Here is a 20,906-nt window from a genome sequence, read left to right on the forward strand (position 1 = left end):
CAATAATTTTGAACAAAATTGAGACGAAACGCAGGGAAGTTTTGTTAATGAACGGTTAATGGAAGGTTAATACCATTTTTAAAAGAAATTTGATTGTATTTTTGGAATATGAATCGAAAGAGAAATATTACGATCATTTTGTTCACGTTCAGCCTTATTATTTTGGTTGTTCTGCAGGGCTATTACATCTACAATTCTTATCGTCTCGAGGAAAAAGAACTCAACAGGCAGGCCAGAGCGATTGCAGACAAAACCCTTGAAGCAATGGAAAAATACGAAACTGAAATTAATGAAGAGAAATTAATTGGCGATTTCGACAGATTAAAAAAACGAATCATAATACAGAAAGAAAAGATTACACATCCGGAAACAATTTATGGCTTGGAAAAGCTGTACAATCAAAAATTGGAAAAAATACTTAAAGACCATATTGGAGATTCTGGTTATAAAATTGCCATGAAAAATGAGATCTATTCTATTTTCGATGAGGTTCAAAAGAAAGAACTTTTGCCGGCCAACCGCCCTCTTGTTTTATATCAGACCGTAAAAAAGATGACGAATCCTTTGACGATCAATGAAGGCAAATGGTCCAGCCACCAGTCGAGAGAAAATACGGATCTGAAGATGGATGAAAAGGATTATTACGTGGTGAAATCAAAATCTACCTTTCAGCTGCTGAACCTGAAATTCCTGGTTCTTAAGAAAATTATTCCGTTGATTATCATTAGTCTGCTGATTATCATTCTGATTATTTTTTTGTTTAAAAACAGTATTAAAAATCTCAATCGCCAGGAAAAGAAAATTTTACAGCTTCATACAACCATCGACTCGATTGCTCATGAACTGAATACACCCATTACAACGCTGAAATTTTCAGTGGCTCAATATTCCGATTCCGAAACCAGAGCTTTGCTGGAACGCCAGATCAACCGTCTCGAGAATATCGTTTCATCGATTCATACTTCCGGTTCTGAAGATGTTTTGATGGATAAAATTGATATCGAAAATTACTTTTCTGAAATTAAAAAATCTTTTGAGAAAACCGATTTCAAGATTACAATTGATTTTACTGAAAACAAAACCTTGTTTCAAAATGATTTCAGGCAGATGATGGACAATTTAATCTCAAACTCTTCGAAATACGGAGCAGACGAAATCGAAATTTTTGTTAAAGCCGGAAAACAGATCGAACTGGAAGTTTCCGACAACGGAATCGGAATCCCAAAAGAAGAAAAACAGAAGATTTTTGATAAATATTACCGCATAACAAGACATGAAAACCTGCATGTGAACGGTCTTGGAGTCGGACTTTTCCTGGTTAAAAAAATAGTCGACAAATACAAAGGCGATATCGATGTGAATTCAAAAAAGAAAGGTGTTTCATTTAAAATAACCATTCCGAATGAAGCCTAAGATTTTATTAGTGGAAGACGACCCTGATCTCGGAATTGTTTTAAAACAATATCTGGAATTTTCTGATTTCGAAGTCAGCTGGATTTCAAATCCTGAAGAAATTCTGAACAATGAAAAATTGGTCAACCCATATCAATTGGCGATTCTTGATGTAATGTTACCGGTAATCGACGGTTTTGAATTGTCTAAACGGATCCGTAAAACCTCTGATATCCCGTTTTTATTTTTAACGGCGAAAGGGCAGAGTATTGACAGGATTTTAGGCTTAAAGCTTGGCGCAGACGATTACATTACAAAACCTTGTGAGCCGGAAGAACTGATCCTGAGAATCAGAAACATTCTCAGAAGGAAGCAAAACTCTGGAAGTGAGATGATTAAGATCGGTAATTACAGTTTTATTCCGTCACAGTTTCAGTTGTTTTTTCAGAATGAAACCGTACTGCTGACCGAGAAAGAATCCAGATTATTGCTTTTAATTTCCAAAAACAATCGGAAAATTATTAACAGAAAAGAAATCCTTGAAACACTTTGGGGTGAAGACGACTATTTTCTGGGACGGAGCCTGGACGTTTTCATGACAAGGCTCCGCAAGTACTTCCAGAAAGATGAAAGAATCAAATTCGATTCCGTTCGTGGAATAGGTTTCAGGATTGAATATCCGGAGTGATAGGAAGAGGGTTGTCTGTTAAAGTGCTGTCTACCAGTTTACAAACACAAATCTATCTTTCCAGGGAAGTTTTACAAGACCGATTCCCCAGGACAGTTTATCCAATAAAATATCCTGTGCTTTTCGCTCTACGGTAAGTGTGTAATCGTAGTCGGTGATGACAAGCTTACCGGGACGCTGGAAAAATTCATTTTGCAGCAATGCCGTCGACGAGTTTTTCATCGGGTTCCAGTTATGCTTTACACTGTCTATAAGGTTTTTAGCCTGCATTTTATGTATTCGTGAAAGTTTGCGGTGCCTGTTGATGGTCTGGTTGGCCGGAATATGGCATAAAAATTTTTCAAAAGTCATTTCATACTCGGGGGCGTTTGTTTTTCCGGTGGCCACGTAATGCAGTAGATGTGCACACAGTTCAGGGTCGGTAAGTTCTTGGTTTTTAGGGTTTAAAAGGTTACAATGTTCAAAAAAGGTTTTGAGGAAAGGATGGATCAGAATAAGCCCCGCATTTTGGAGGAATTGTCCGTCGTCAGCAAGTAATTCATCTTGAGCTGTACTGTTATTCTGTTCGGATCTTTTTTCCGTAATCTCAGGCTTGTCGTGGTTATCCTCTATATTTTTTTTAATACGTTCATTTTTCTCAGTATTTCTGAGGTTTTTAATGGTTTCGGTGATTTCATGTTTCCTGATAAAAGGGAATATTGCAACCATCGTTTCCCAGGTTTTGTGGACGCTTTTTATCGGTCTCGCCTCTGTTTTTTTGATTTCTGAAATTTGGCTTAAAAGATATTCACGAAGATTGGTATTTGAGGAGTGTAAATACTGTGATAAAACACGCAAAACCATTCGCCATATAAAAGTTCTGGAGTCGCGATTCAATGTTGATATTTGCCGGATCACCTCATCTTCAAGGTTGATTTTTAATTCTTTATCCTCTAAAATGATCCTGCACAATGCTGCGATCTGTTCGTCTGAAAGCTGATGAATGACCCGTTCCTGAATATGTGGCTTCGGCAAAACTGAGATGACGCTTTTCCTGAAAGTAGGGGCTGATGTAAGATTTTCAAATACATGGCTCTGCATAAAATCGGAATTGTTTTTGTCTGAATTCCACCAGGGCATGGATCCGGTTTCCAAAAAGTGAATAAAGGTTTGTACCATTTTTTCCTGTTCGTTGAGCCGGTACGGTTTAGAATCATCTCCTGGTTTCGGTCCTGACGTTTCGATATTCTGACTTATTTCAGAAAGCTCTTCCCGGAAAATCCGGGCAATTTTATCTTTTAATTCAGCATTCAGGGAGCTGCTTTTTACATTCAGGTCGAGTTCCAAACTGGGGATCTGCATTGTACATGCTCCTGTCCGATTATCCAGCTCCCTGATGCAGCGCTCGATCTCCGGAAATACATCCAAAGATAAGAAGCTGCCGATATCATCTTTTATACGATACGCCTTCTCTTTGTTGTTAACGGTTATTTCAACAAAAACTTTCTGAATGATATGATTCTGCATGACTTCCAATTGATTTAATGATGCACTGTGAGCCTTCCGGTTGATTATTTTTTGTCGAATTCTCCACCCCAGAAACCGGCCGGGCAAAGACTTAACTTAGATTTCTGCTTGGCGCTCAGTCTGCATCCGCAACCTCTGATAAAGCCGTCTTTAGGAACATCTATCACTTCCAGGGTTTCCGGATTCATCCATTTCATCGCATTGCAGTTGTTGCCGTTTTTTAAGGGACACGCATTGCAGATTTCTTCTCTTAATGAGAAAATAGTTTCTTCATTTTGATCGGCAATTCCCATTTTTGATCGCAGTTCATTGAAATGGCCGCCGATGATTTCATGGCGCTTGCCAAAAAGTTTTTTGATATTCATTGGATTTAAGTTTTTAAGATTATTGGGTCAAAATTAAAGGAAGAAAATCCATTTTGCGAATGATTACGGCCCTCCGTTCTGTCTTTGCAGTAAAAGACAAAATCGTTTTTTTTCACGTCGCCGACTGCAGCTGTTTATATGTCAAATTGAAAAAAGAAAAGTGGGAGGTCTTTAATTTTCCTTTTAAAGCTGAGGTGGATGAATTTAGCTCAGAAACCGGTTTTGCTGACCTCTCAAATTTCACCATGATTAGAATAAGGAAGTTTTTGATTAAATTATTATTTTTAAATATTTGAATTTCAATTAATTGAAAAATAATTTCTTTTTAATTCATGAAAAAAATACAAATGCTATTTACTGCAAAGACAGGTTTCACCCCTCAAAATATTTGTCTTTTGAAGGGCAGGGATTGTATGTTTGCAGCATAATAACAAAGAGCAAAATTATGATTAAAGAAGTATTGACAATTTTAAAAGATAAGCTGAATGATTCGGTGAACGGCTTAAAAGATGGTCAGCATAGCGGTGATATTGCGGTCGTAGATGACATTGCAAAGCATGATGAGGATACCTCGGGCCTCGATGATAAAGTGGTGATCACCCTTCTGAATGTAGAAGAAGAATCTACGCTGAAAAACAAATCATGGTACACCAGAACGGTAATCAGCGAAAACCCTCTTTTGTATGATATGAAAAAACAAAACCCACCGGCTTTTTTAAATTTATACCTGATGATCGCCGCCAACCGGAATGCTTATGATAAATCTTTATCGGATATCGCGAAAGTTATTGAGATATTCCAGACCAACAATGTCCTCGAATATACCGATGCTGAAGCGAGCAAAAGCTTCAGGTTCAGAATAGAGCTCCATTCTATTCCGTTTGAGCAGCTGAGTTACGTCTGGGGATTATTGGGAGGCAAAGTGATGCCTTCCGCTTTATACAAAGTAAGCGTTGTAAAGATTGAAGCAATTGAAGAAACCAATATAAACTTAATAGATGAAGTAAGTGTGAAAAGTATCAAAGTCGATTAAATAATATCATTAAAACTAAAAACTAATAACCTTTAACTTAAATTTTAAACATGCTAGATTCAACAACACCCGGTGTTTCAGTTGAAGAAATCACCCGGCTCCCTAATTCAGTTTCGTTAATTGATACGGCCATTCCTGTATTTATAGGATATACTGAGCTGATTCCTGCCGATCATAACAAGCCTTTTCTTATCAGTTCTCTTTTGGAATTTGGAAAATACTTTGGAAAAGCAAAAAAGGAAAAGATTCAGCTGAAAGATACTGAGGATAATGGGGTGAAACTGATAGCACCGGAAGTGAAATTTTTGATGTATTATTCATTGCAGATGTATTTTGCCAACGGCGGCGGCCCGTGCCAGATCGTGTCAGCAGGGAATTATGATTCAGGGCAGGTACAGCTTGCCGGTCTTCAGAATGGTCTGGAGAAAATTACGAACACCGATGATCCGAAACTTATTGTTTTTCCTGATGCTGTCTCACTAAGCGAAGATGATTTCTACATCATTTACAATCAGGCAATCGGCAAAGCAGAATCGACGTCGAAAAGCTGGTTTGTACTGTTAGACACGTATTACGGGAATTCCGTTGCGCAGCCGAACAGTTTAAACACCATTGCGAATTTTAGAAATGAAGTCGAACTTACGACTTATGCCGCAGCCTATTTTCCTCATCTCAGAACCATCCTGAATTACAATTTCGATGAAACGGAAGCTATCGTACACGCCGGCTTACAGGCTGAAGGACAATCCGGCGCAAGCTTTTATGCGGGTGAAATCGCAGCTTTGGACGAATTAAAAAGCCTGGCCACCATTGAAATACTTGGATCTGCAGATGCCTTCGTGCTGGCTGATCTCTTAGGGCAGGCAGTTGCGATTGCTGAAGAAATCTACGAATCTGCTGATGGACCATCCGGCGGAACAGACCATGCAAAAGCAGACCTGGAAGAAGCTATTGAAGAAGCAAAAGCGGTTCTTGAAGCCATCTACGACGGTACGATCGACGATTTTGTGATCCCTGATGATCTGGCTGCCGATACGCCGGTCTTCAGTGGAGAATTCGAAGCCTTAAAAAATGCCATCCTTGCTGTAAAAGATGAAGTAGGCGTTGCCAATGGTTTGACCCTTAAAAGTTTGGAATCATCCCATTCTGCATTGTACAGCCAGATAAAAAAAGAAATCAGCTCGTTAAACGTTGTTCTGCCTCCGTCATCAGCCATGGCAGGCGTATACGGAAGAATAGACAGCACAAGGGGAGTCTGGAAAGCACCGGCAAACGTCAGCCTCAATTATGTTGTTGGCCCGACGGAAAAAATTTCAGATCAGGAGCAATCGGATCTTAATATCAATAATTCAGGATCGGTAAATGCCATCAGAACATTTGCCGGAAAAGGAACTTTGGTCTGGGGTGCACGCACTTTCAACGGAAAAGAAAAAACGGGCGACGGAAAAGACAATCAGTGGAAATATATAAGTGTACGCCGCTATCATGACATGATGGAGCTGTCGATCCGGAAAGCATTACTGGAAGCAGAATTTATCAATAAACCGAATATACGCCACACCTGGCTGATTGCGAAAACGATGATAGAAAACTTTCTTCATCAGCAGTGGATGGATGGCGCATTGGCCGGCCATACGCCAAAAGAAGCTTATAAAGTGGAAGTTTCCGGGGACGAAAATAAACCTAAAACAATGAATGTGACCGTGGAAGTCGCATTGGTACGCCCGGCTGAATTTATCACCCTGAATTTCTCACACAAATTACAAGAGTTCTGATATATAATCAATCACGAGAAAAACATTCGAAGTTTCTGCTTCGAGGTATATTAATCTTAATTTAAAAATTTTAACAAATGAATTACAAAACCCCTGGAGTCTATGTGGAGGAACAGGAAAAATTTCCGCCTTCCGTAGCGCAAGTTGAAACGGCCATTCCTGCTTTTGTGGGACATACAGCATACGGCCCGACGAATAAGCCGACAAGAATCTCTTCTATGTTGGAATACGAACAGCTTTTTGGTAAAGCAAATCCTGAAAAGTTTGCGGTAGCTTTCAAAGACGGTGTGGCCACCGCGACACAGCCCAAACTAAGCGATTTTAAAATGTACTACGCCATGCAGATGTATTTTGCCAATGGCGGAGGACCGTGCTATATCGTTTCTGTAGGAAGTTACTCAGATCCCGTTCTGGTAGAATCTAACACCTCGGATAAAACTTTACTCAAAGGTCTTGAGTCGCTGAAAAAAGAAGACGAGCCGACGCTTATCGTTTTCCCTGATATTCAGAATAGGGTGGCTACGGTTGGTGAGGTTGCGGCTGCCAATTCTGCCCATCAGGCTGCAGAAGATCATGAGGACCAGGCTACTGCCGCTAAAGCTTCTGCTAAAGCTGTTTCAGATGCCGTCAATGGTGCCGATGTGGCTGCTGCGGTGGCTGCGGCAAAGGCTGTTGCCGATGATTATGAAATTACGGATCCTAATGATCTTAGCGAAGTTGCTGCTGCTCAGGCTGCCCAGGCGGTGATAGAAGCTGCCGATACTGCGGCTGACCTTACCGGTGCTACGTTGGTTTCCGTTAAAGCTGCTGCCAAAGCGGTGGCTGATGCTTATGAGGCTGATCTTACGACGGCTGCAGCGTTGGTAGCTCTTGCTGCTCAGCATGCAGATGATGTTACTGAAGCCAGCTCACCTACATCTGTATCCGAGATTTATTCTGTGTATAACACTGCCCTTAACCAGGCAGAATTGATGAAAGACCGATTTGTGATCATGGATGTTCTTGGAGATGATGCTACGTTCAGAAATAGAGTTAATGCATCAGGCTTAAAGTATGGGGCTGCGTACCACCCGAAATTAAAGACGGTTTTAAATTATGCTTTCAATGATGCTGAAGTTTTGGTGACCGGCGCATCGGGGATCTCAAATTTGAAGGATTTAAAATCTGCGAATTCAGAATGGTACAATCAGGCTAAAAAAGCTATTGAATCTAAAAGAGTGGTAATGGCTCCGTCTTCCTCAATGGCAGGCGTTTATGCCAGAGTAGACAGTACGGCCGGCGTATGGAAGTCACCTGCTAATCTGGGTTTAAATCTGGTAGAGGCTCCCGTAGTGAAAATCTCCGATAAAGAACAGGAAAAGCTGAATATAGATGCCGAAAGCGGAAAATCCATCAATGCCATCAGAACGTTTACCGGAAAGGGGACTTTGGTTTGGGGCGCCAGAACATTAGACGGCAACAGCAACGAGTGGAGATACATCTCGGTACGCCGTTTCTTCAACATGGTGGAAGAATCTGTGAAAAAAGCGACGGAACGTTTCGTTTTCGAACCGAATACCGCCAATACATGGATCAGAGTACAGACCATGATCGAGAACTTCCTGAACCAGCAGTGGCAGGACGGCGCTTTGGCAGGAAGCAAGCCTGAAGAAGCCTATTATGTAAGCGTTGGTTTAAACAAAACCATGTCTGCCCAGGATATCCTTGAAGGAAGAATGAATATCGAGATCGGTATGGCTGCGGTACGTCCGGCAGAATTTATCGTGCTTCGTTTTTCACACAAATTACAGGAATCATAACATTAAACAAATTAACAATTAAATATAAATCATTATGAATACATATCCATTAGTAAAGTTTGCCTTTGAAGTAGATTGGGGCGGAACGAAGGTAGGTTTTCAGGAAGTATCTGGACTGAATGTAGAAGCAGGTCTTATCGAGTACAGAGATGGAGCAAGCCCGGATTTCAGCAAGAAGAAAATGCCTGGCTTAAGGGTTTACAGCAACCTTACTTTAAAGAGAGGAACTTTCAAACAAGACAATGAGTTTTTCGAATGGTTCCAGTCGATTCAATTGAATACGGTAGAGCGCAGACCGATTACGATTTCTCTTTTGGATGAGAACGGAGAGCCTGCTGTTACGTGGAAAGTGAAAAATGCCTTCCCTCTGAAAATGCAGTCTACCGATCTTAAAGCAGAAGGCAATGAAGTGGCTATCGAAACCCTGGAACTGGCACACGAGGGATTAACTATTGAAAATAACTAATTATTAATTTAAAAATCTAAAAAAATGAATTACAAAACACCCGGAGTCTACGTAGAGGAATTGTCAAAATTTCCACCCTCTGTAGCACAAGTAGAAACGGCTATTCCTGCTTTTATCGGGCATACCGATAAAGGACCCAGAAATGAGCCGACAAGGATCTCTTCCATGCTGGAATACGAAACTCTTTTCGGTAAAGCAAAAAATGAAGCTTTCACCTTTGATATTGCTGCAGCAACCGATGACGCACCAAGAAGTGTTAGTGCGAATCTTTCACCAAGTCCTTTCAAAATGTACTACGCTATGCAGATGTATTTCGCCAACGGCGGGGGACCATGTTATATCGTTTCTGTAAGCGGATACGGATCAAATCCTTCGTTAGGAAACGAAACGACTGCCGGCAGTTTATTGTTCGGACTGAAAACATTAGAAAAAGAAGACGAGCCGACGCTTATTGTTTTCCCGGATGCTGAATACTTAGGAGCAAGTGCTTATGCGTTGTATAATCAGGCCTTAGATCAGGCGGAAGACTTAAAAGACAGATTTGTGATCATGGATGTTGTCGGAACGGTCGGTGATTTCAGAACCGGTGTTACCAAAGCTTTAAAATACGGTGCAGCTTATCACCCGAAATTAGAAACAGTCTTAAGCTATGCTTATGATCCGGCCATTTTGATTGATAATAAGTCTCTGGAATACTGGAAAACCCATGATTCGGAACTATACAACCTGGCAAAAAATGCAATGGAATCTAAAAAAGTAGTTATGGCTCCATCTTCTTCAATGGCAGGTATTTATGCTAAAATAGACAGCAACGCAGGCGTGTTCAAGGCACCGGCCAATGTGGGACTGAACTATGTGGTATCACCGACCGAAAAAATTTCTCACGAAGACCAGGAAAGCCTTAATGTGGATGCAACTTCAGGAAAATCCATCAACGCCATCAGAACGTTTACCGGAAAGGGAACTTTGGTTTGGGGCGCCAGAACATTAGACGGCAACAGCAACGAGTGGAGATACATCTCGGTACGCCGTTTCTTCAACATGGTGGAAGAATCTGTGAAAAAAGCAACGGAACGTTTCGTTTTCGAGCCGAATACCGCCAATACATGGATCAGGGTACAGACCATGATCGAGAACTTCCTGAACCAGCAGTGGCAGGATGGCGCTTTGGCAGGAAGCAAGCCTGAAGAAGCCTATTATGTAAGCGTTGGTTTAAACAAAACCATGTCTGCCCAGGATATCCTTGAAGGAAGAATGAATATCGAGATCGGTATGGCTGCGGTACGTCCGGCAGAATTCATCGTGCTTCGTTTTTCACACAAATTACAGGAATCATAACATTAAACCAAATAACAATTAAATATAAATCATTATGAATACATATCCATTAGTAAAGTTTGCCTTTGAAGTAGATTGGGGCGGAACGAAGGTAGGTTTTCAGGAAGTATCTGGACTGAATGTAGAAGCAGGTCTTATCGAGTACAGAGATGGAGCAAGCCCGGATTTCAGCAAAAAGAAAATGCCTGGCTTAAGGGTTTACAGCAACCTTACTTTAAAGAGAGGAACTTTCAAACAAGACAATGAGTTTTTCGAATGGTTCCAGTCGATTCAATTGAATACGGTAGAGCGCAGACCGATTACGATTTCTCTTTTGGATGAGAACGGAGAGCCTGCTGTTACGTGGAAAGTGAAAAATGCCTTCCCTTTGAAAATGCAGTCTACTGATCTTAAAGCAGAAGGCAATGAAGTGGCTATCGAAACCCTGGAACTGGCACACGAGGGATTAACTATTGAAAATAACTAATCATGGCTCTTTTATATCCTCCAACCAGTTTCTCTTTTATCGTTAACGGGATTTCAACAACAGAGGGTATTGACTCCAGATTTCAGTCTGTATCTGGTTTATCCACAGACATTCCAACCGAAGAATATGCCGAGGGCGGCGAGAACCGATTTGTTCATCAGCTTCCCCTAAGGCCGAAATATCCCAATTTAGTTTTAAAACGTGGGCTCCTGGTAAGTTCCGGACTGATAAGCTGGTGCAGAAATGCCATGGAAAACTTCGAATTTGAACCGCGGGATCTCATCGTTTCTCTTTACGGAGGGCTGCAGTCTACCGCACCCCTGATGGTCTGGAACGTCGTTGGAGCATACCCGGTAAGATGGGAAGTTTCAGAATTCAACGCGGAAGAAAGCAAATTAGCTATTGAAACGATAGAGCTGAAATACAGATATTTCACCATACCCACATCGTTAGCAAGTTTAGGCTTGTAATTTCTGAATCAAATCTAAGCGCACGAAAGCGTGTCGGCCTCAGGATAACTTTCAGCACAATATTTTGCAAAAATCAACAACGGATTGGTCTATCATAGGACTAACACCCTCTTTATGTGCTTAGATTTTTTTAAAAATAAATGTTAAATCATTGATTTTTAATATTTAAAATCAATTAAAAACAAACAAAATGCCAATAGAAATAAAAGAGCTTCACATTAAAATAAATGTGGACGAGAAAACAGCAGCAGCGACCACCGCTTCATCAGCAGATGAAGCAAAGATCATGCGGGCTGTGAGTGAAAGTGTAGAGCAGGCCGTAAATATTCAACAACGTAAAAAAGAAAGATAATGAAAGGAGCACTTCAAAAACTTACGATCGGAACCTATGAAAATTCTGATTATGATAAGAGAATTGAAAATCATGCTTTTACAGCATTTATCAATCCTACAGGGTATTCCGTAACCTATAAAACAGAGCTTGAAACCCCGCTGTTACCAGGAGCTGCCAAAACCGATGCAAAATATGTCGCTTCGCCCTCAACCGATTTGCAATTAGAATTTCTATTTGACGGAACCGGCGTCACAGAAGCCTATACGGGGAATAAACTGATCAACAAAATCAAAGGAAAGGCATTTAAGAAAACATCCGTAAAAGATCAGGTTGATGCCTTTTATAAAGCTACGGGCCAGGTTGCAGGCCCTATTCATAAGCCTTACAACATTATTATCAACTGGGGCGATTTTGAATTTAAAGGTGTACTGGCAGAATTTACGGTAGAATATAAGTTGTTTGACAACGAAGGAAAACCGCTCAGGGCTATCGGAAAAGCAAAATTTAGTGAATCCATCAGCCCTAAGTTAGAGGCTGCAGAGAAGAAGAATACCTCACCCGACCTTACCCACAAAAGAACCGTACAGGCAGGAGATACCTTACCCTTAATGACCGAGAAAATCTATGGCGATTCCAAATACTATCTGGAGGTTGCGAAAGTAAACGGTCTGATCAATTTCAGGCAATTAATTCCCGGGCAGGAACTGTTTTTTCCGCCACTAGAAAAAGTTTCATAACATGAATAACAGCGGATATATACAAACAGCAAAAAATCCGGATCTGATTACTTTTAAAGTGATGTCCGGAGGTACGGAACTGCCCGGAAAATACGGAGTAAAAAGCATTGTCGTAGAAAAAGAGGTCAACAGGATCCCGTATGCCCGCATCGTGGTTTTAGACGGAAGCGTACCGGAGCAGGATTTCAAATTAAGCAATGAAGATTTATTAATCCCCGGGAAAGAAATTGAGATCACGGCAGGTTATCACTCTGAAGAAGAAACCATCTTTAAAGGGGTTGTGGTAAAACATAATATCAGAGTGAGAAACGGTTCTTCCTACCTCATCATCGAGTGCAGGGATAAGGCCGTAAAAATGACGCTGGGGAGAAAAAGCAAATATTTCTACGACAGCAAAGACAGCGACATCATGGAAGAGCTGATCGGGAACAGCGGCGCGACTGCCGAGGTAGAAGCCACCCAGAATTTACACAAAGAGCTGGTTCAGTACCAGGCTTCGGACTGGGATTTTATGCTGACCCGAGCACAGGCCAACGGAAAACTCTGCTTTGTGGAAGACGGAACCATAAAAGTCGCCAAACCCAATTTCAGTGGCGAAGCAGTGGAAACGGTAGTATACGGATCATCCGTCCATGAATTTGACGGTGAAATCGACGCCCGGGACCAGTTCAGCAAAATTACCGCTAAAACGTGGAGCTATACCGATCAGGAACTTACGGAGGCAGAAGCCAAAGATCCGGCCATCAAACTCAATGGGAATCTTTCTTCCGGAGATCTGGCAAAAGTTTTCGGAATTGAAGACTTACAGCTGAAGCACGGGGGAAATCTCACTCAGGGCGAATTACAGGAGTGGGGCGATGCCAAAGCAACTTTTCAGCAACTCGCCAAAACAAGGGGAAGGGTAAAATTTCAAGGGATCCCATCGGTAAAGCCGGGTGTTTCACTGACTCTTCAGGGAGTCGGAAACCGGTTCAACGGTAAAATATACGTTACAGGAGTACGTCACGAAATCATAGACGGAAACTGGCTGGTAGACGCACAGTTCGGCCTTTCTCCCACCTGGTTTTCAGAAACCTATGATGTGAGTGAAATGCCGGGTTCGGGAATTATTCCTGCCATCAGCGGACTGCACGTCGGGATCGTTTCACAGCTCGAATCGGATCCGGATGGTGAAGACCGGATTCTGGTGCAGATACCGATCATCAACAGCGAAGAAGAGGGAATTTGGTCAAGAATAGCCACTCTGGATGCCGGGGAAAACAGAGGATCGTTTTTCAGACCGGAAATCGGTGATGAAGTAATTATCGGATTTATCAATGATGATCCCAATGACGCCGTAGTCCTGGGAATGCTGAACAGCAGTACAAAGCCTGCGCCTATTGTCGCTTCGGATGACAATCATGAAAAAGGATTTGTGACCCGCAGCGAAATGAAAATGATCTTCAACGACGATAAAATTTCCTACACCCTGGAAACTCCGAAAGGTAAAAAAGTAACCGTAGACGAAGACGCGGATATCATCAAAATAGAAGATGAACATGCGAACAGCCTGACGCTTAATAAAGACGGAATCAGCATCGAAAGTTCGAAAGACATTAAAATCAAAGCAAAAGGCGACATCAGTATGGAAGGCGTCAACATCAATGTGAAAGCCAGTGCCCAGTTAAAAGCCGAAGGAAGCTCAGGTTCCGAATTGAAATCGGGAGCGGTAACGGTTGTAAAAGGATCTCAGGTAAAAATCAATTAATCATGAAACCGGCAGCAAGAATTACAGATATGCACACCTGTCCGATGGTGACAGGAAACGTTCCGCATGTGGGCGGGCCCATCATCCCTGCAGGAGAACCTACCGTACTTATCGGAGGAAAACCCGCTGCAAGAGTGGGAGACAAAGCCGTGTGCACCGGTCCGACGGATACCATTGCTTCAGGATCTTCAAGTGTTCTGATCGGTGGGAAACCGGCGGCCAGAATGGGAGATTCAACAGCTCATGGGGGTGTCATTTCCGCAGGCGAACCTACCGTTCTGATCGGTGGATAATATTTTAAATCAGCATAAATCATATTTAAATATAAACTGCCCGCAAACAGAATGAAAGTACCATAACAACAATTAAATCAATGTTTAAGATGCTTGATGTTACTATTAAATATAACCAATAACGTATGAAAATAAATACAGATTTTTTAGGAACAGGCTGGAGTTTTCCGCCTGAGTTTAATGAAACTGAAGGAAAACTGGCCATGACTTCAGATGTAGAGGATATTAACAACAGCCTCATAATTCTGCTGTCAACACGCCCGGGGGAACGCGTCATGCTCCCGAACTATGGGTGCGACCTGCAGGAAATGCTCTTTAAGCCGCTGGATATCACGCTGATCACTCAGATGAAAGGGATCATTGAGCGCGCCATTTTATATCACGAGCCCAGAATCAATATTCTGAGTATCGAGATTGATGCCCAGGAAGAGCTTGAAGGTGAAGTTCTGATACAGATTAACTACGAAGTAAGAAATACGAATACAAGAAGCAATATGGTTTTTCCTTTCTACAAAGGAGAAGCTACCGAAATATAATGAATGACGGGATGTCTGTAGCCATTTTAAATACAACCGAAACCTACATCAAGTATTGCATCTTACCATAGATAGATAAATATAAAAAAATGAAAAAAACAGATACATTTTCACATTATCGTGAAGGAAAATCACAAATGCAGCGCTTTTTAGCAGAGCTGGATCCGGGAAATCTGGAATTACACGATTTCGATTTGTTTGATTGGCTGTTATTCGCAAACAACTTTGCACAGCGTGTAAACTATTTCGATAAGAATGATAATACAACACCAAAAGGAAACTGGGGAAATTTCTTCCTGGGTGATGATGCCAATGCCATCCCGAGAAGGGAAAGCGTTGAGTATAAAAGTATGAAAAAACAGGTTACAGACCTTATTTCCCAATTTGAGCAGGACAGCAGCCTGACTCCTCATCTTACTTTATTTGTCTGCTTCCTGAAATTATTGGATTTCTCTAAAAAAGCCTTTAATAATTTAACCAAAAGACATCTGGATTTCTATTATAACGAAATTCTGCAGATTGAAAAAAATGATGCCCGGCCGGATAAAGCGTATGTGATTTTCGAGCTGGCCAAAAAAGCAATTCAGGAGAGAATTCCCGGCGGAACCCTCCTTGATGGCGGCAAAGATGCCGGCGGTAAAAAGCGCGTTTATAAAACAAATGAAGAGCTTATTGCCAACCAGGCGAAAGTGAAGGAGATCAAAAGTTTTTTGAATGATGCTAAAAAGAGGGAACTCAGGATGGCTCAGGTTGCCAATTCAGCCGACGGACTGGGAGATAAACTTCCTGAAGAAAGCAATTACTGGTGGCCATTCGGATACAACGCCGATGAAACAAATTCTGATAAATCAATGTATAAAGTATTGCCGGAAGCAAAGCTTGGATTTTCAGTGGCCTCTTCATTATTTGATTTGAAAGAAGGAGAAAGAACCGTCAATATAAAAATCGACTTTATTAAAAATTCGACCGGGAAACTGCAAAACCTGTCGACAGCAGATATTGAGAATAACATCAGGGTGCTGTGCAGCGGCGAAAAAGACTGGCTGTCCGGCATTGTGCTGAGCTGCCTGAGAAATGACGAAAATCAGCTGGAGCTTTCTTTTACTTTATCGAAGGATTTTCCGGCGGTGGTGCCTTATAACAAAGATGTTTTAATGCAGACTTTTCAGACCGGTTTTCCAGTGGTAAGATTCATCATTGAAGGTGAAAAATATTATGATGTGTATGAAGCATTTTCCGAAAAAATGGTGAAAAATGTAGAAGTATCCGTTGATGTAAAAGGAGTGAAATCGATACAGCTCGAAAACGACAGCAGTACGCTGAATGCTGAAAAACCTTATTACCCGTTCACGGCACAGCCTGTAAAAGGATCAAATTTCTACATTAAATGCCCTGAGATGTTCTCCAAAAAATGGCAGAACGCAGAGATTACCATCAACTGGAAAAATACACCCGATTCGATAAAGGATCTTTACAGCGGATACATCATTCAGCCGAATCAAAATATCAGTTTAAATGTTTTCGAAGGCCTGAAAAACACTTCCATTGTTCGCTCCGATGCCTATTTCAGGGCAGATACAGCGCTCCTGGAAAGAGAAATCTGGCAAGAAAAAGGTAAGGATCTTGAATTATTCAAAAAATCGGAAAACGGCTATAAAACACAATTTTCGATCTTCAATACAAGCCATGAATCCGGGACTTCCGAGGCAATCAGATTAACGCTGAACCAATCGGCATTACAGGATGTTTATCCGAAATTGTACACCCTGGCATTATCCAGCAAACCGACAAGTGAAAAACTCATTCCGAACGAGCCGTACATTCCTTTCGCCGAAGATATCGAACTGAATTACAGCGCGAGTGAAACCGCCTATTCCTATTTAGGAAAAGATTCCGCGGGAGAAGCTTCCAAAAGCGAAGATCTGCAACTGTATCATGAAGATGCATTCGGACAGTATGAAAAAGATTTGGAAACCAGAAGTATAATGCCTGTCCACCAAAACGGAGGTGAATTATATATCGGGCTGGAAGCTACGCCTCAGACAACCGTTTCCCTGCTGATCCAGATGCTGGAAGGCAGTGAAAATGCTCTGGCAGATCCATTAGACGAGAAGGAGTTTATCGAATGGCACATCCTTTCGGGTAATTCCTGGATCGATTTATCGAAAAGCATTTTGAAAAACGAAACACGGAAATTCCTGGAATCGGGTATTATGGAGTTTAAAATTCCGAAAGATATTCAGATGAATCATACAAGATTTACCGACGGATTGGTCTGGATCAGGGCAAAATCCCGAAGGAGTTATGATGCTGTCTGCAAAATTCAGGGAATCTATACACAGGCGGTGCTGGCCACATTCGAGAATCAGGATAATGATCTGGCGCATCTGGAAAACGGTCTGGAGGCCAATACCATTTCCAAACTGATTACGAGGGTGCCTCAGATAAAAGAAGTGGAGCAGCCCTATAATTCCTTTGGCGGAAAATATAAGGAAGCCGATACGGAGTTTTACAGAAGGGTGAGCGAACGCCTGAGACACAAGCACAGAGCGATTACCCAGTGGGATTACGAGAGCCTGGTCCTGCAGGAATTTCCCGAAGTTTTTAAGGTAAAATGCTTAAATCACACCTCTGAAAATTCATATATGGCTCCGGGACACGTAACGCTCATGGTGGTTCCGAACATCAGGAATAAAAATGCTTTCGACGTCTATCAGCCGAGGGTGAGCCGCGCAAGCCTGGGCAGGATTCAGAATTATGTCAATGAATTGAATACCATGCATATAAAGGCACAGGTCATTAACCCGAATTACAAAGAAGCGAAAATACAGACCAAAGTGAAATTCTTTGAACCGTATGACGAAACATTTTACATGAAACAGCTGGATGAAGATATTAAAAAATACATATCGCCGTGGGCTTTTACAGAGGCTAAGGATATTGATTTTAATGTGGAACTGAATGTCAACCAGCTGATTGCCTACCTGGAACAGCTGTATTATGTAGATTACATCGACGAGATCAAAATACTGGTGGACGATATTTTACAGAAAAAATCTCTAATAGAAGTAGATCCGAAATCAATTCTCGTATCTGCCAAACAACATCAAATTACGATTGCAGAACAAGTATGTATTTAATTATAAATAAGAAGAAACATCACCATGTCAGAAAATAAGCACATCAGTATACCCAAAAATGTAGAAACCGGAGATCAGAACGACTTTCAGTTTCTGCGAAGGACCGGTATTGAATACATAGAAAAATTAGGAGGGAAACTCTGGACAGATTATAATTCTCATGATCCCGGTATTACGACCTTAGAAGTTCTGAGCTACGCCATCACAGATCTCGGTATGAGAATGAACCTCAACATGGAAGATATCCTGGCTTCTAAAGACGTAGATTCAGATATCCATACCCAGTTTTTAAAAGCTACGGAAATTCTGCCTGCAAGACCTTTAACCGAACTTGATTACCGAAAGCTGTTCATCGACATCAACTTTACTTCCGGGCACAAAAGACCGATCCGCAACTGCTGGCTGGTGCCAAACAATGAATCATTGTATGTGGATTGTAAAACAGGTCAGCTGGATTTTAAACCGATCGGCGATAAAACGAAGAGCTTTGATATCAAAGGCTTGTATGACCTCTATGTAGACTACGCCGAAGACCTAGACGAAGAGACGGAAGGATGCGGGAAATCCAGTGTCAATCTTCAGATCCTGGACCGTTATCATGCCAACAGAAGTCTTTGCGAAGATCTGGCGGAAATAAAAGAAGTTGAAATTCAGAAAGTAGCGGTGTGCGCCCGTATCGGATTGGTAAACAAGGCCGATGAAGAGCTGGTGCATGCCAAAGTATTAAAAGCAATCCGCAATTACCTTTCGCCGGAAGTTCACTTTTATTCCTTAAAGCAAATGCTAGACAAAGGTTTGACGACCGATCAGATTTTCGAAGGCCCTCTTTTAGACAACGGTTTTATTGATACTGAAGAACTTAAAAACAGCCAACTGAGAAGAGAAGTACGTCTTTCTGACATCATCAGTGAAGTCATGAAAATTGACGGCGTAAAAGAAATCCACGAGATTTCCATTGCAGGCTGTGATCATGTGATCAAACAGACCAACGACTGGCTCATCTGCATTGAAAAAGGGAGAAAGCCCGAACTCTGTGAACTAAGTTCATTCAGCTACAGTAAAGGTTCGCTTCCTTTAAATATAAATGATAAAAAGGTCGGGGAATACCTGCAGAACCTTAAAAACGAAGAAGAAGTCCTGAGAGAAGATGCAAGGCAGAACAGAGAATTATCCCTGCCGAAAGGAACTTCTTATGATATCGCAAATTATGCGACGATTCTTGATGAATTTCCGGATACCTACGGCGTGGGAACTTCAGGAATCATCGGCCATAAAACGCCTGAAAGAGAAGCCCTGGCCAAACAGTTTAAGGGATATCTCCTGTTTTTTGATCAAATCCTGGCGGGTTATTTTAAGCATCTTGAAAAAGTAAAAGAAGTCTTAAGTGTACATGGAAATCTGAAAAGAACATACTTCACACAGACCCTGAAAAACATCAAGGGACTCGACGAACTGATACCTCATTATTCAGAAAATGATGATGAACTGACCGACTCTTTGTACGAAGAGCTGGACAACAGTGTCGAACGCCGGAATGAAGTACTGGATCATCTCATTTCCCGTTTCGCAGAGACATTCAGCGACTATACCTTCCTGATGAAATCATTGTACGGAAATTCTGCCGATGAGATCGTTCTCAACAACAAACAGAACTTCCTGAACGAATATGCTTCTTTAAGCAAAGACCGCGGGATCGGATACAATTATACATTGTTTGGCAATTCAGATCTCTGGAATACCACCAATATTTCCGGGGCGCAGAAAAGAATATCGCGATTGCTGGGGATTAAAGACTACACGCAAAGAAATTTATCCCAGTCACCGGTTTTAATTACGAAAACATTAAGCGGCAATAAGCCAAGCTATACCTGGAAAGTAAAAGATGCCGACGGCAATATCATTTTATCATCCATCAAAAGCTATGAGATTGAGTATGCGGCCACTAAAAACCTCAATGAGGCGATTTACCAGATCATCCAGATTGATGAGGAGGATCTTAGCAATGTGCTTGAGAGCCTGGGAACATGCCAGGATAATACCTGTTTCGTCGGGAATATGAACATCCGGTTTTCGGGTGGCGGTAACTATTATTTTGATGTGGTGGATGATTCCCCGCAGAAAAATGTCATTGCCACACACAGGAGAACCAATCCGTACCCCAATCTGGGAGCTCTGAAAGAAGGAATGATTAAAGCCGTAAAATATTTTAAATATAACTTTACGGAAGAAGGTATGTTCCTGGTAGAACATTTATTGTTAAAGCCTGCGGTAAAAGATTACAGGCTGATGGGCGGCATCGGGTGCATGGAGATCGACCGTACTTTCAAAGTGATGTACGATATCGAAGACCTAGCCGCCACAGATCCCGTGGAATATTCCGAAACCTTTATGCATTCGTGCGAAGAAGACTGCGAGACCGATGTTTTTGATCCTTATTCTTACAGGGTGAGCGTTGTTCTTCCGGGATATGCGTACCGTTTCCAGGATCCTGATTTCAGGCGTTATGCAGAAACTGTTATCAGGCAGGAAATTCCGGCGCATGTCTTAGCTAAAATATGTTGGGTAGGAGACCGTCTTACTGAAACGCAGACTGCCAAAAGCGACCTTTCCGAATTTGAAACAGCCTTTAAACAATTCCTTTCGGACAAATCGAAAAATAATACGGCCAATCTCGGAAACAGCATTCACGATGTACTGACTGCGCTTACCAATCTGAACAATATTTACCGGCCGGGAAGGCTCCTGGATTGTGAAAGGGACGATAATGACAGTTTAGACGGAAAAATCATACTAGGACAATCAAACTTATAAAAATTGATAA

General features: G+C 41.6%; 18 protein-coding genes. 16 read left to right on the top strand and 2 right to left on the bottom strand.

The features are described from left to right. The first annotated feature begins 108 nt into the window (after positions 1–108). Both AC0N32_RS04765 and AC0N32_RS04770 read left to right on the top strand, forming a co-directional pair. A complete protein-coding gene (locus tag AC0N32_RS04765; RefSeq protein ID WP_476392717.1) occupies positions 109–1,413 on the top strand; it encodes a sensor histidine kinase in 1,305 nt (434 codons plus the stop codon). Further along, complete coding sequence (locus AC0N32_RS04770) at positions 1,403–2,080, top strand: response regulator transcription factor (protein WP_476392718.1); 678 nt, start codon at positions 1,403–1,405, stop codon at positions 2,078–2,080. The genes AC0N32_RS04765 and AC0N32_RS04770 overlap by 11 nt, the downstream gene beginning before the upstream one ends. Before the next feature lie 30 nt (positions 2,081–2,110). Here AC0N32_RS04770 and AC0N32_RS04775 read toward each other — a convergent pair whose 3' ends face one another. Both AC0N32_RS04775 and AC0N32_RS04780 read right to left on the bottom strand, forming a co-directional pair. After that, positions 2,111–3,586 carry a contractile injection system tape measure protein gene (locus AC0N32_RS04775; RefSeq protein ID WP_476392719.1) on the bottom strand — a complete coding sequence of 492 codons (1,476 nt, stop codon included), beginning with the start codon at positions 3,584–3,586 and terminating at the stop codon, positions 2,111–2,113. A gap of 44 nt (positions 3,587–3,630) precedes the next feature. Continuing rightward, a complete protein-coding gene (locus AC0N32_RS04780; RefSeq protein ID WP_476392720.1) occupies positions 3,631–3,951 on the bottom strand; it encodes a hypothetical protein in 321 nt (106 codons plus the stop codon). Positions 3,952–4,396: 445 nt separating this feature from the next. Here AC0N32_RS04780 and AC0N32_RS04785 point away from each other — a divergent pair, with 445 nt between their 5' ends. From AC0N32_RS04785 to AC0N32_RS04850, 14 genes are all read left to right on the top strand, one after another. Next, the gene (locus tag AC0N32_RS04785) at positions 4,397–4,984 is read left to right on the top strand and encodes a Pvc16 family protein (RefSeq protein ID WP_476392721.1); all 588 of its coding nucleotides are present in this window, start codon (positions 4,397–4,399) and stop codon (positions 4,982–4,984) included. Between the two features lie 50 nt (positions 4,985–5,034). After that, positions 5,035–6,759, top strand: a complete 1,725-nt coding sequence (locus AC0N32_RS04790) for a phage tail sheath family protein (protein ID WP_476392722.1) — start codon at positions 5,035–5,037, stop codon at positions 6,757–6,759. 77 nt (positions 6,760–6,836) lie between these two features. Next, positions 6,837–8,558, top strand: coding sequence for a phage tail sheath family protein (locus AC0N32_RS04795; protein WP_476392723.1), 1,722 nt, complete (start codon positions 6,837–6,839; stop codon positions 8,556–8,558). 34 nt (positions 8,559–8,592) lie between these two features. After that, positions 8,593–9,024, top strand: a complete 432-nt coding sequence (locus tag AC0N32_RS04800; protein ID WP_476392724.1) for a phage tail protein — start codon at positions 8,593–8,595, stop codon at positions 9,022–9,024. 24 nt (positions 9,025–9,048) lie between these two features. Next, the gene (locus AC0N32_RS04805; protein ID WP_476392725.1) at positions 9,049–10,362 is read left to right on the top strand and encodes a phage tail sheath family protein; all 1,314 of its coding nucleotides are present in this window, start codon (positions 9,049–9,051) and stop codon (positions 10,360–10,362) included. Positions 10,363–10,396: 34 nt separating this feature from the next. Next, the gene (locus tag AC0N32_RS04810; RefSeq protein ID WP_476392724.1) at positions 10,397–10,828 is read left to right on the top strand and encodes a phage tail protein; all 432 of its coding nucleotides are present in this window, start codon (positions 10,397–10,399) and stop codon (positions 10,826–10,828) included. A 2-nt stretch (positions 10,829–10,830) separates the two neighbouring features. After that, entirely contained in the window at positions 10,831–11,298 is a 468-nt protein-coding gene (locus tag AC0N32_RS04815; RefSeq protein WP_476392726.1) for a phage tail protein, read from the top strand. Between the two features lie 190 nt (positions 11,299–11,488). Further along, complete coding sequence (locus tag AC0N32_RS04820; protein WP_175443634.1) at positions 11,489–11,650, top strand: DUF5908 family protein; 162 nt, start codon at positions 11,489–11,491, stop codon at positions 11,648–11,650. Further along, complete coding sequence (locus AC0N32_RS04825; protein WP_476392727.1) at positions 11,650–12,369, top strand: CIS tube protein; 720 nt, start codon at positions 11,650–11,652, stop codon at positions 12,367–12,369. The genes AC0N32_RS04820 and AC0N32_RS04825 overlap by 1 nt, the downstream gene beginning before the upstream one ends. Position 12,370: 1 nt before the next feature. Further along, positions 12,371–14,116, top strand: a complete 1,746-nt coding sequence (gene vgrG, locus AC0N32_RS04830; protein ID WP_476392728.1) for a type VI secretion system tip protein VgrG — start codon at positions 12,371–12,373, stop codon at positions 14,114–14,116. A 2-nt stretch (positions 14,117–14,118) separates the two neighbouring features. Then, the gene (locus AC0N32_RS04835; protein WP_476392729.1) at positions 14,119–14,409 is read left to right on the top strand and encodes a PAAR domain-containing protein; all 291 of its coding nucleotides are present in this window, start codon (positions 14,119–14,121) and stop codon (positions 14,407–14,409) included. A gap of 125 nt (positions 14,410–14,534) precedes the next feature. Then, complete coding sequence (locus AC0N32_RS04840; RefSeq protein ID WP_476392730.1) at positions 14,535–14,945, top strand: GPW/gp25 family protein; 411 nt, start codon at positions 14,535–14,537, stop codon at positions 14,943–14,945. An 89-nt stretch (positions 14,946–15,034) separates the two neighbouring features. Further along, a complete protein-coding gene (locus tag AC0N32_RS04845) occupies positions 15,035–18,085 on the top strand; it encodes a baseplate J/gp47 family protein (RefSeq protein ID WP_476392731.1) in 3,051 nt (1,016 codons plus the stop codon). Between the two features lie 24 nt (positions 18,086–18,109). After that, complete coding sequence (locus AC0N32_RS04850) at positions 18,110–20,896, top strand: hypothetical protein (protein ID WP_476392732.1); 2,787 nt, start codon at positions 18,110–18,112, stop codon at positions 20,894–20,896. The last annotated feature ends 10 nt before the right edge of the window (positions 20,897–20,906 follow it).

It is taken from the genome of Chryseobacterium endophyticum, assembly GCF_056333165.1.

Bases quoted from the DNA above. Each gene is read 5' to 3' on its own strand.
- AC0N32_RS04795 (WP_476392723.1), top strand. From the start codon at position 6,837: ATGAATTACAAAACCCCTGGAGTCTATGTGGAGGAACAGGAAAAATTT.
- AC0N32_RS04775 (WP_476392719.1), bottom strand. From the start codon at position 3,586: ATGCAGAATCATATCATTCAGAAAGTTTTTGTTGAAATAACCGTTAAC.
- AC0N32_RS04845 (WP_476392731.1), top strand. From the start codon at position 15,035: ATGAAAAAAACAGATACATTTTCACATTATCGTGAAGGAAAATCACAA.
- AC0N32_RS04815 (WP_476392726.1), top strand. From the start codon at position 10,831: ATGGCTCTTTTATATCCTCCAACCAGTTTCTCTTTTATCGTTAACGGG.
- AC0N32_RS04780 (WP_476392720.1), bottom strand. From the start codon at position 3,951: ATGAATATCAAAAAACTTTTTGGCAAGCGCCATGAAATCATCGGCGGC.
- AC0N32_RS04805 (WP_476392725.1), top strand. From the start codon at position 9,049: ATGAATTACAAAACACCCGGAGTCTACGTAGAGGAATTGTCAAAATTT.
- AC0N32_RS04840 (WP_476392730.1), top strand. From the start codon at position 14,535: ATGAAAATAAATACAGATTTTTTAGGAACAGGCTGGAGTTTTCCGCCT.
- AC0N32_RS04850 (WP_476392732.1), top strand. From the start codon at position 18,110: ATGTCAGAAAATAAGCACATCAGTATACCCAAAAATGTAGAAACCGGA.
- vgrG (WP_476392728.1), top strand. From the start codon at position 12,371: ATGAATAACAGCGGATATATACAAACAGCAAAAAATCCGGATCTGATT.
- AC0N32_RS04800 (WP_476392724.1), top strand. From the start codon at position 8,593: ATGAATACATATCCATTAGTAAAGTTTGCCTTTGAAGTAGATTGGGGC.
- AC0N32_RS04825 (WP_476392727.1), top strand. From the start codon at position 11,650: ATGAAAGGAGCACTTCAAAAACTTACGATCGGAACCTATGAAAATTCT.
- AC0N32_RS04835 (WP_476392729.1), top strand. From the start codon at position 14,119: ATGAAACCGGCAGCAAGAATTACAGATATGCACACCTGTCCGATGGTG.
- AC0N32_RS04810 (WP_476392724.1), top strand. From the start codon at position 10,397: ATGAATACATATCCATTAGTAAAGTTTGCCTTTGAAGTAGATTGGGGC.
- AC0N32_RS04790 (WP_476392722.1), top strand. From the start codon at position 5,035: ATGCTAGATTCAACAACACCCGGTGTTTCAGTTGAAGAAATCACCCGG.
- AC0N32_RS04770 (WP_476392718.1), top strand. From the start codon at position 1,403: ATGAAGCCTAAGATTTTATTAGTGGAAGACGACCCTGATCTCGGAATT.
- AC0N32_RS04820 (WP_175443634.1), top strand. From the start codon at position 11,489: ATGCCAATAGAAATAAAAGAGCTTCACATTAAAATAAATGTGGACGAG.
- AC0N32_RS04785 (WP_476392721.1), top strand. From the start codon at position 4,397: ATGATTAAAGAAGTATTGACAATTTTAAAAGATAAGCTGAATGATTCG.
- AC0N32_RS04765 (WP_476392717.1), top strand. From the start codon at position 109: ATGAATCGAAAGAGAAATATTACGATCATTTTGTTCACGTTCAGCCTT.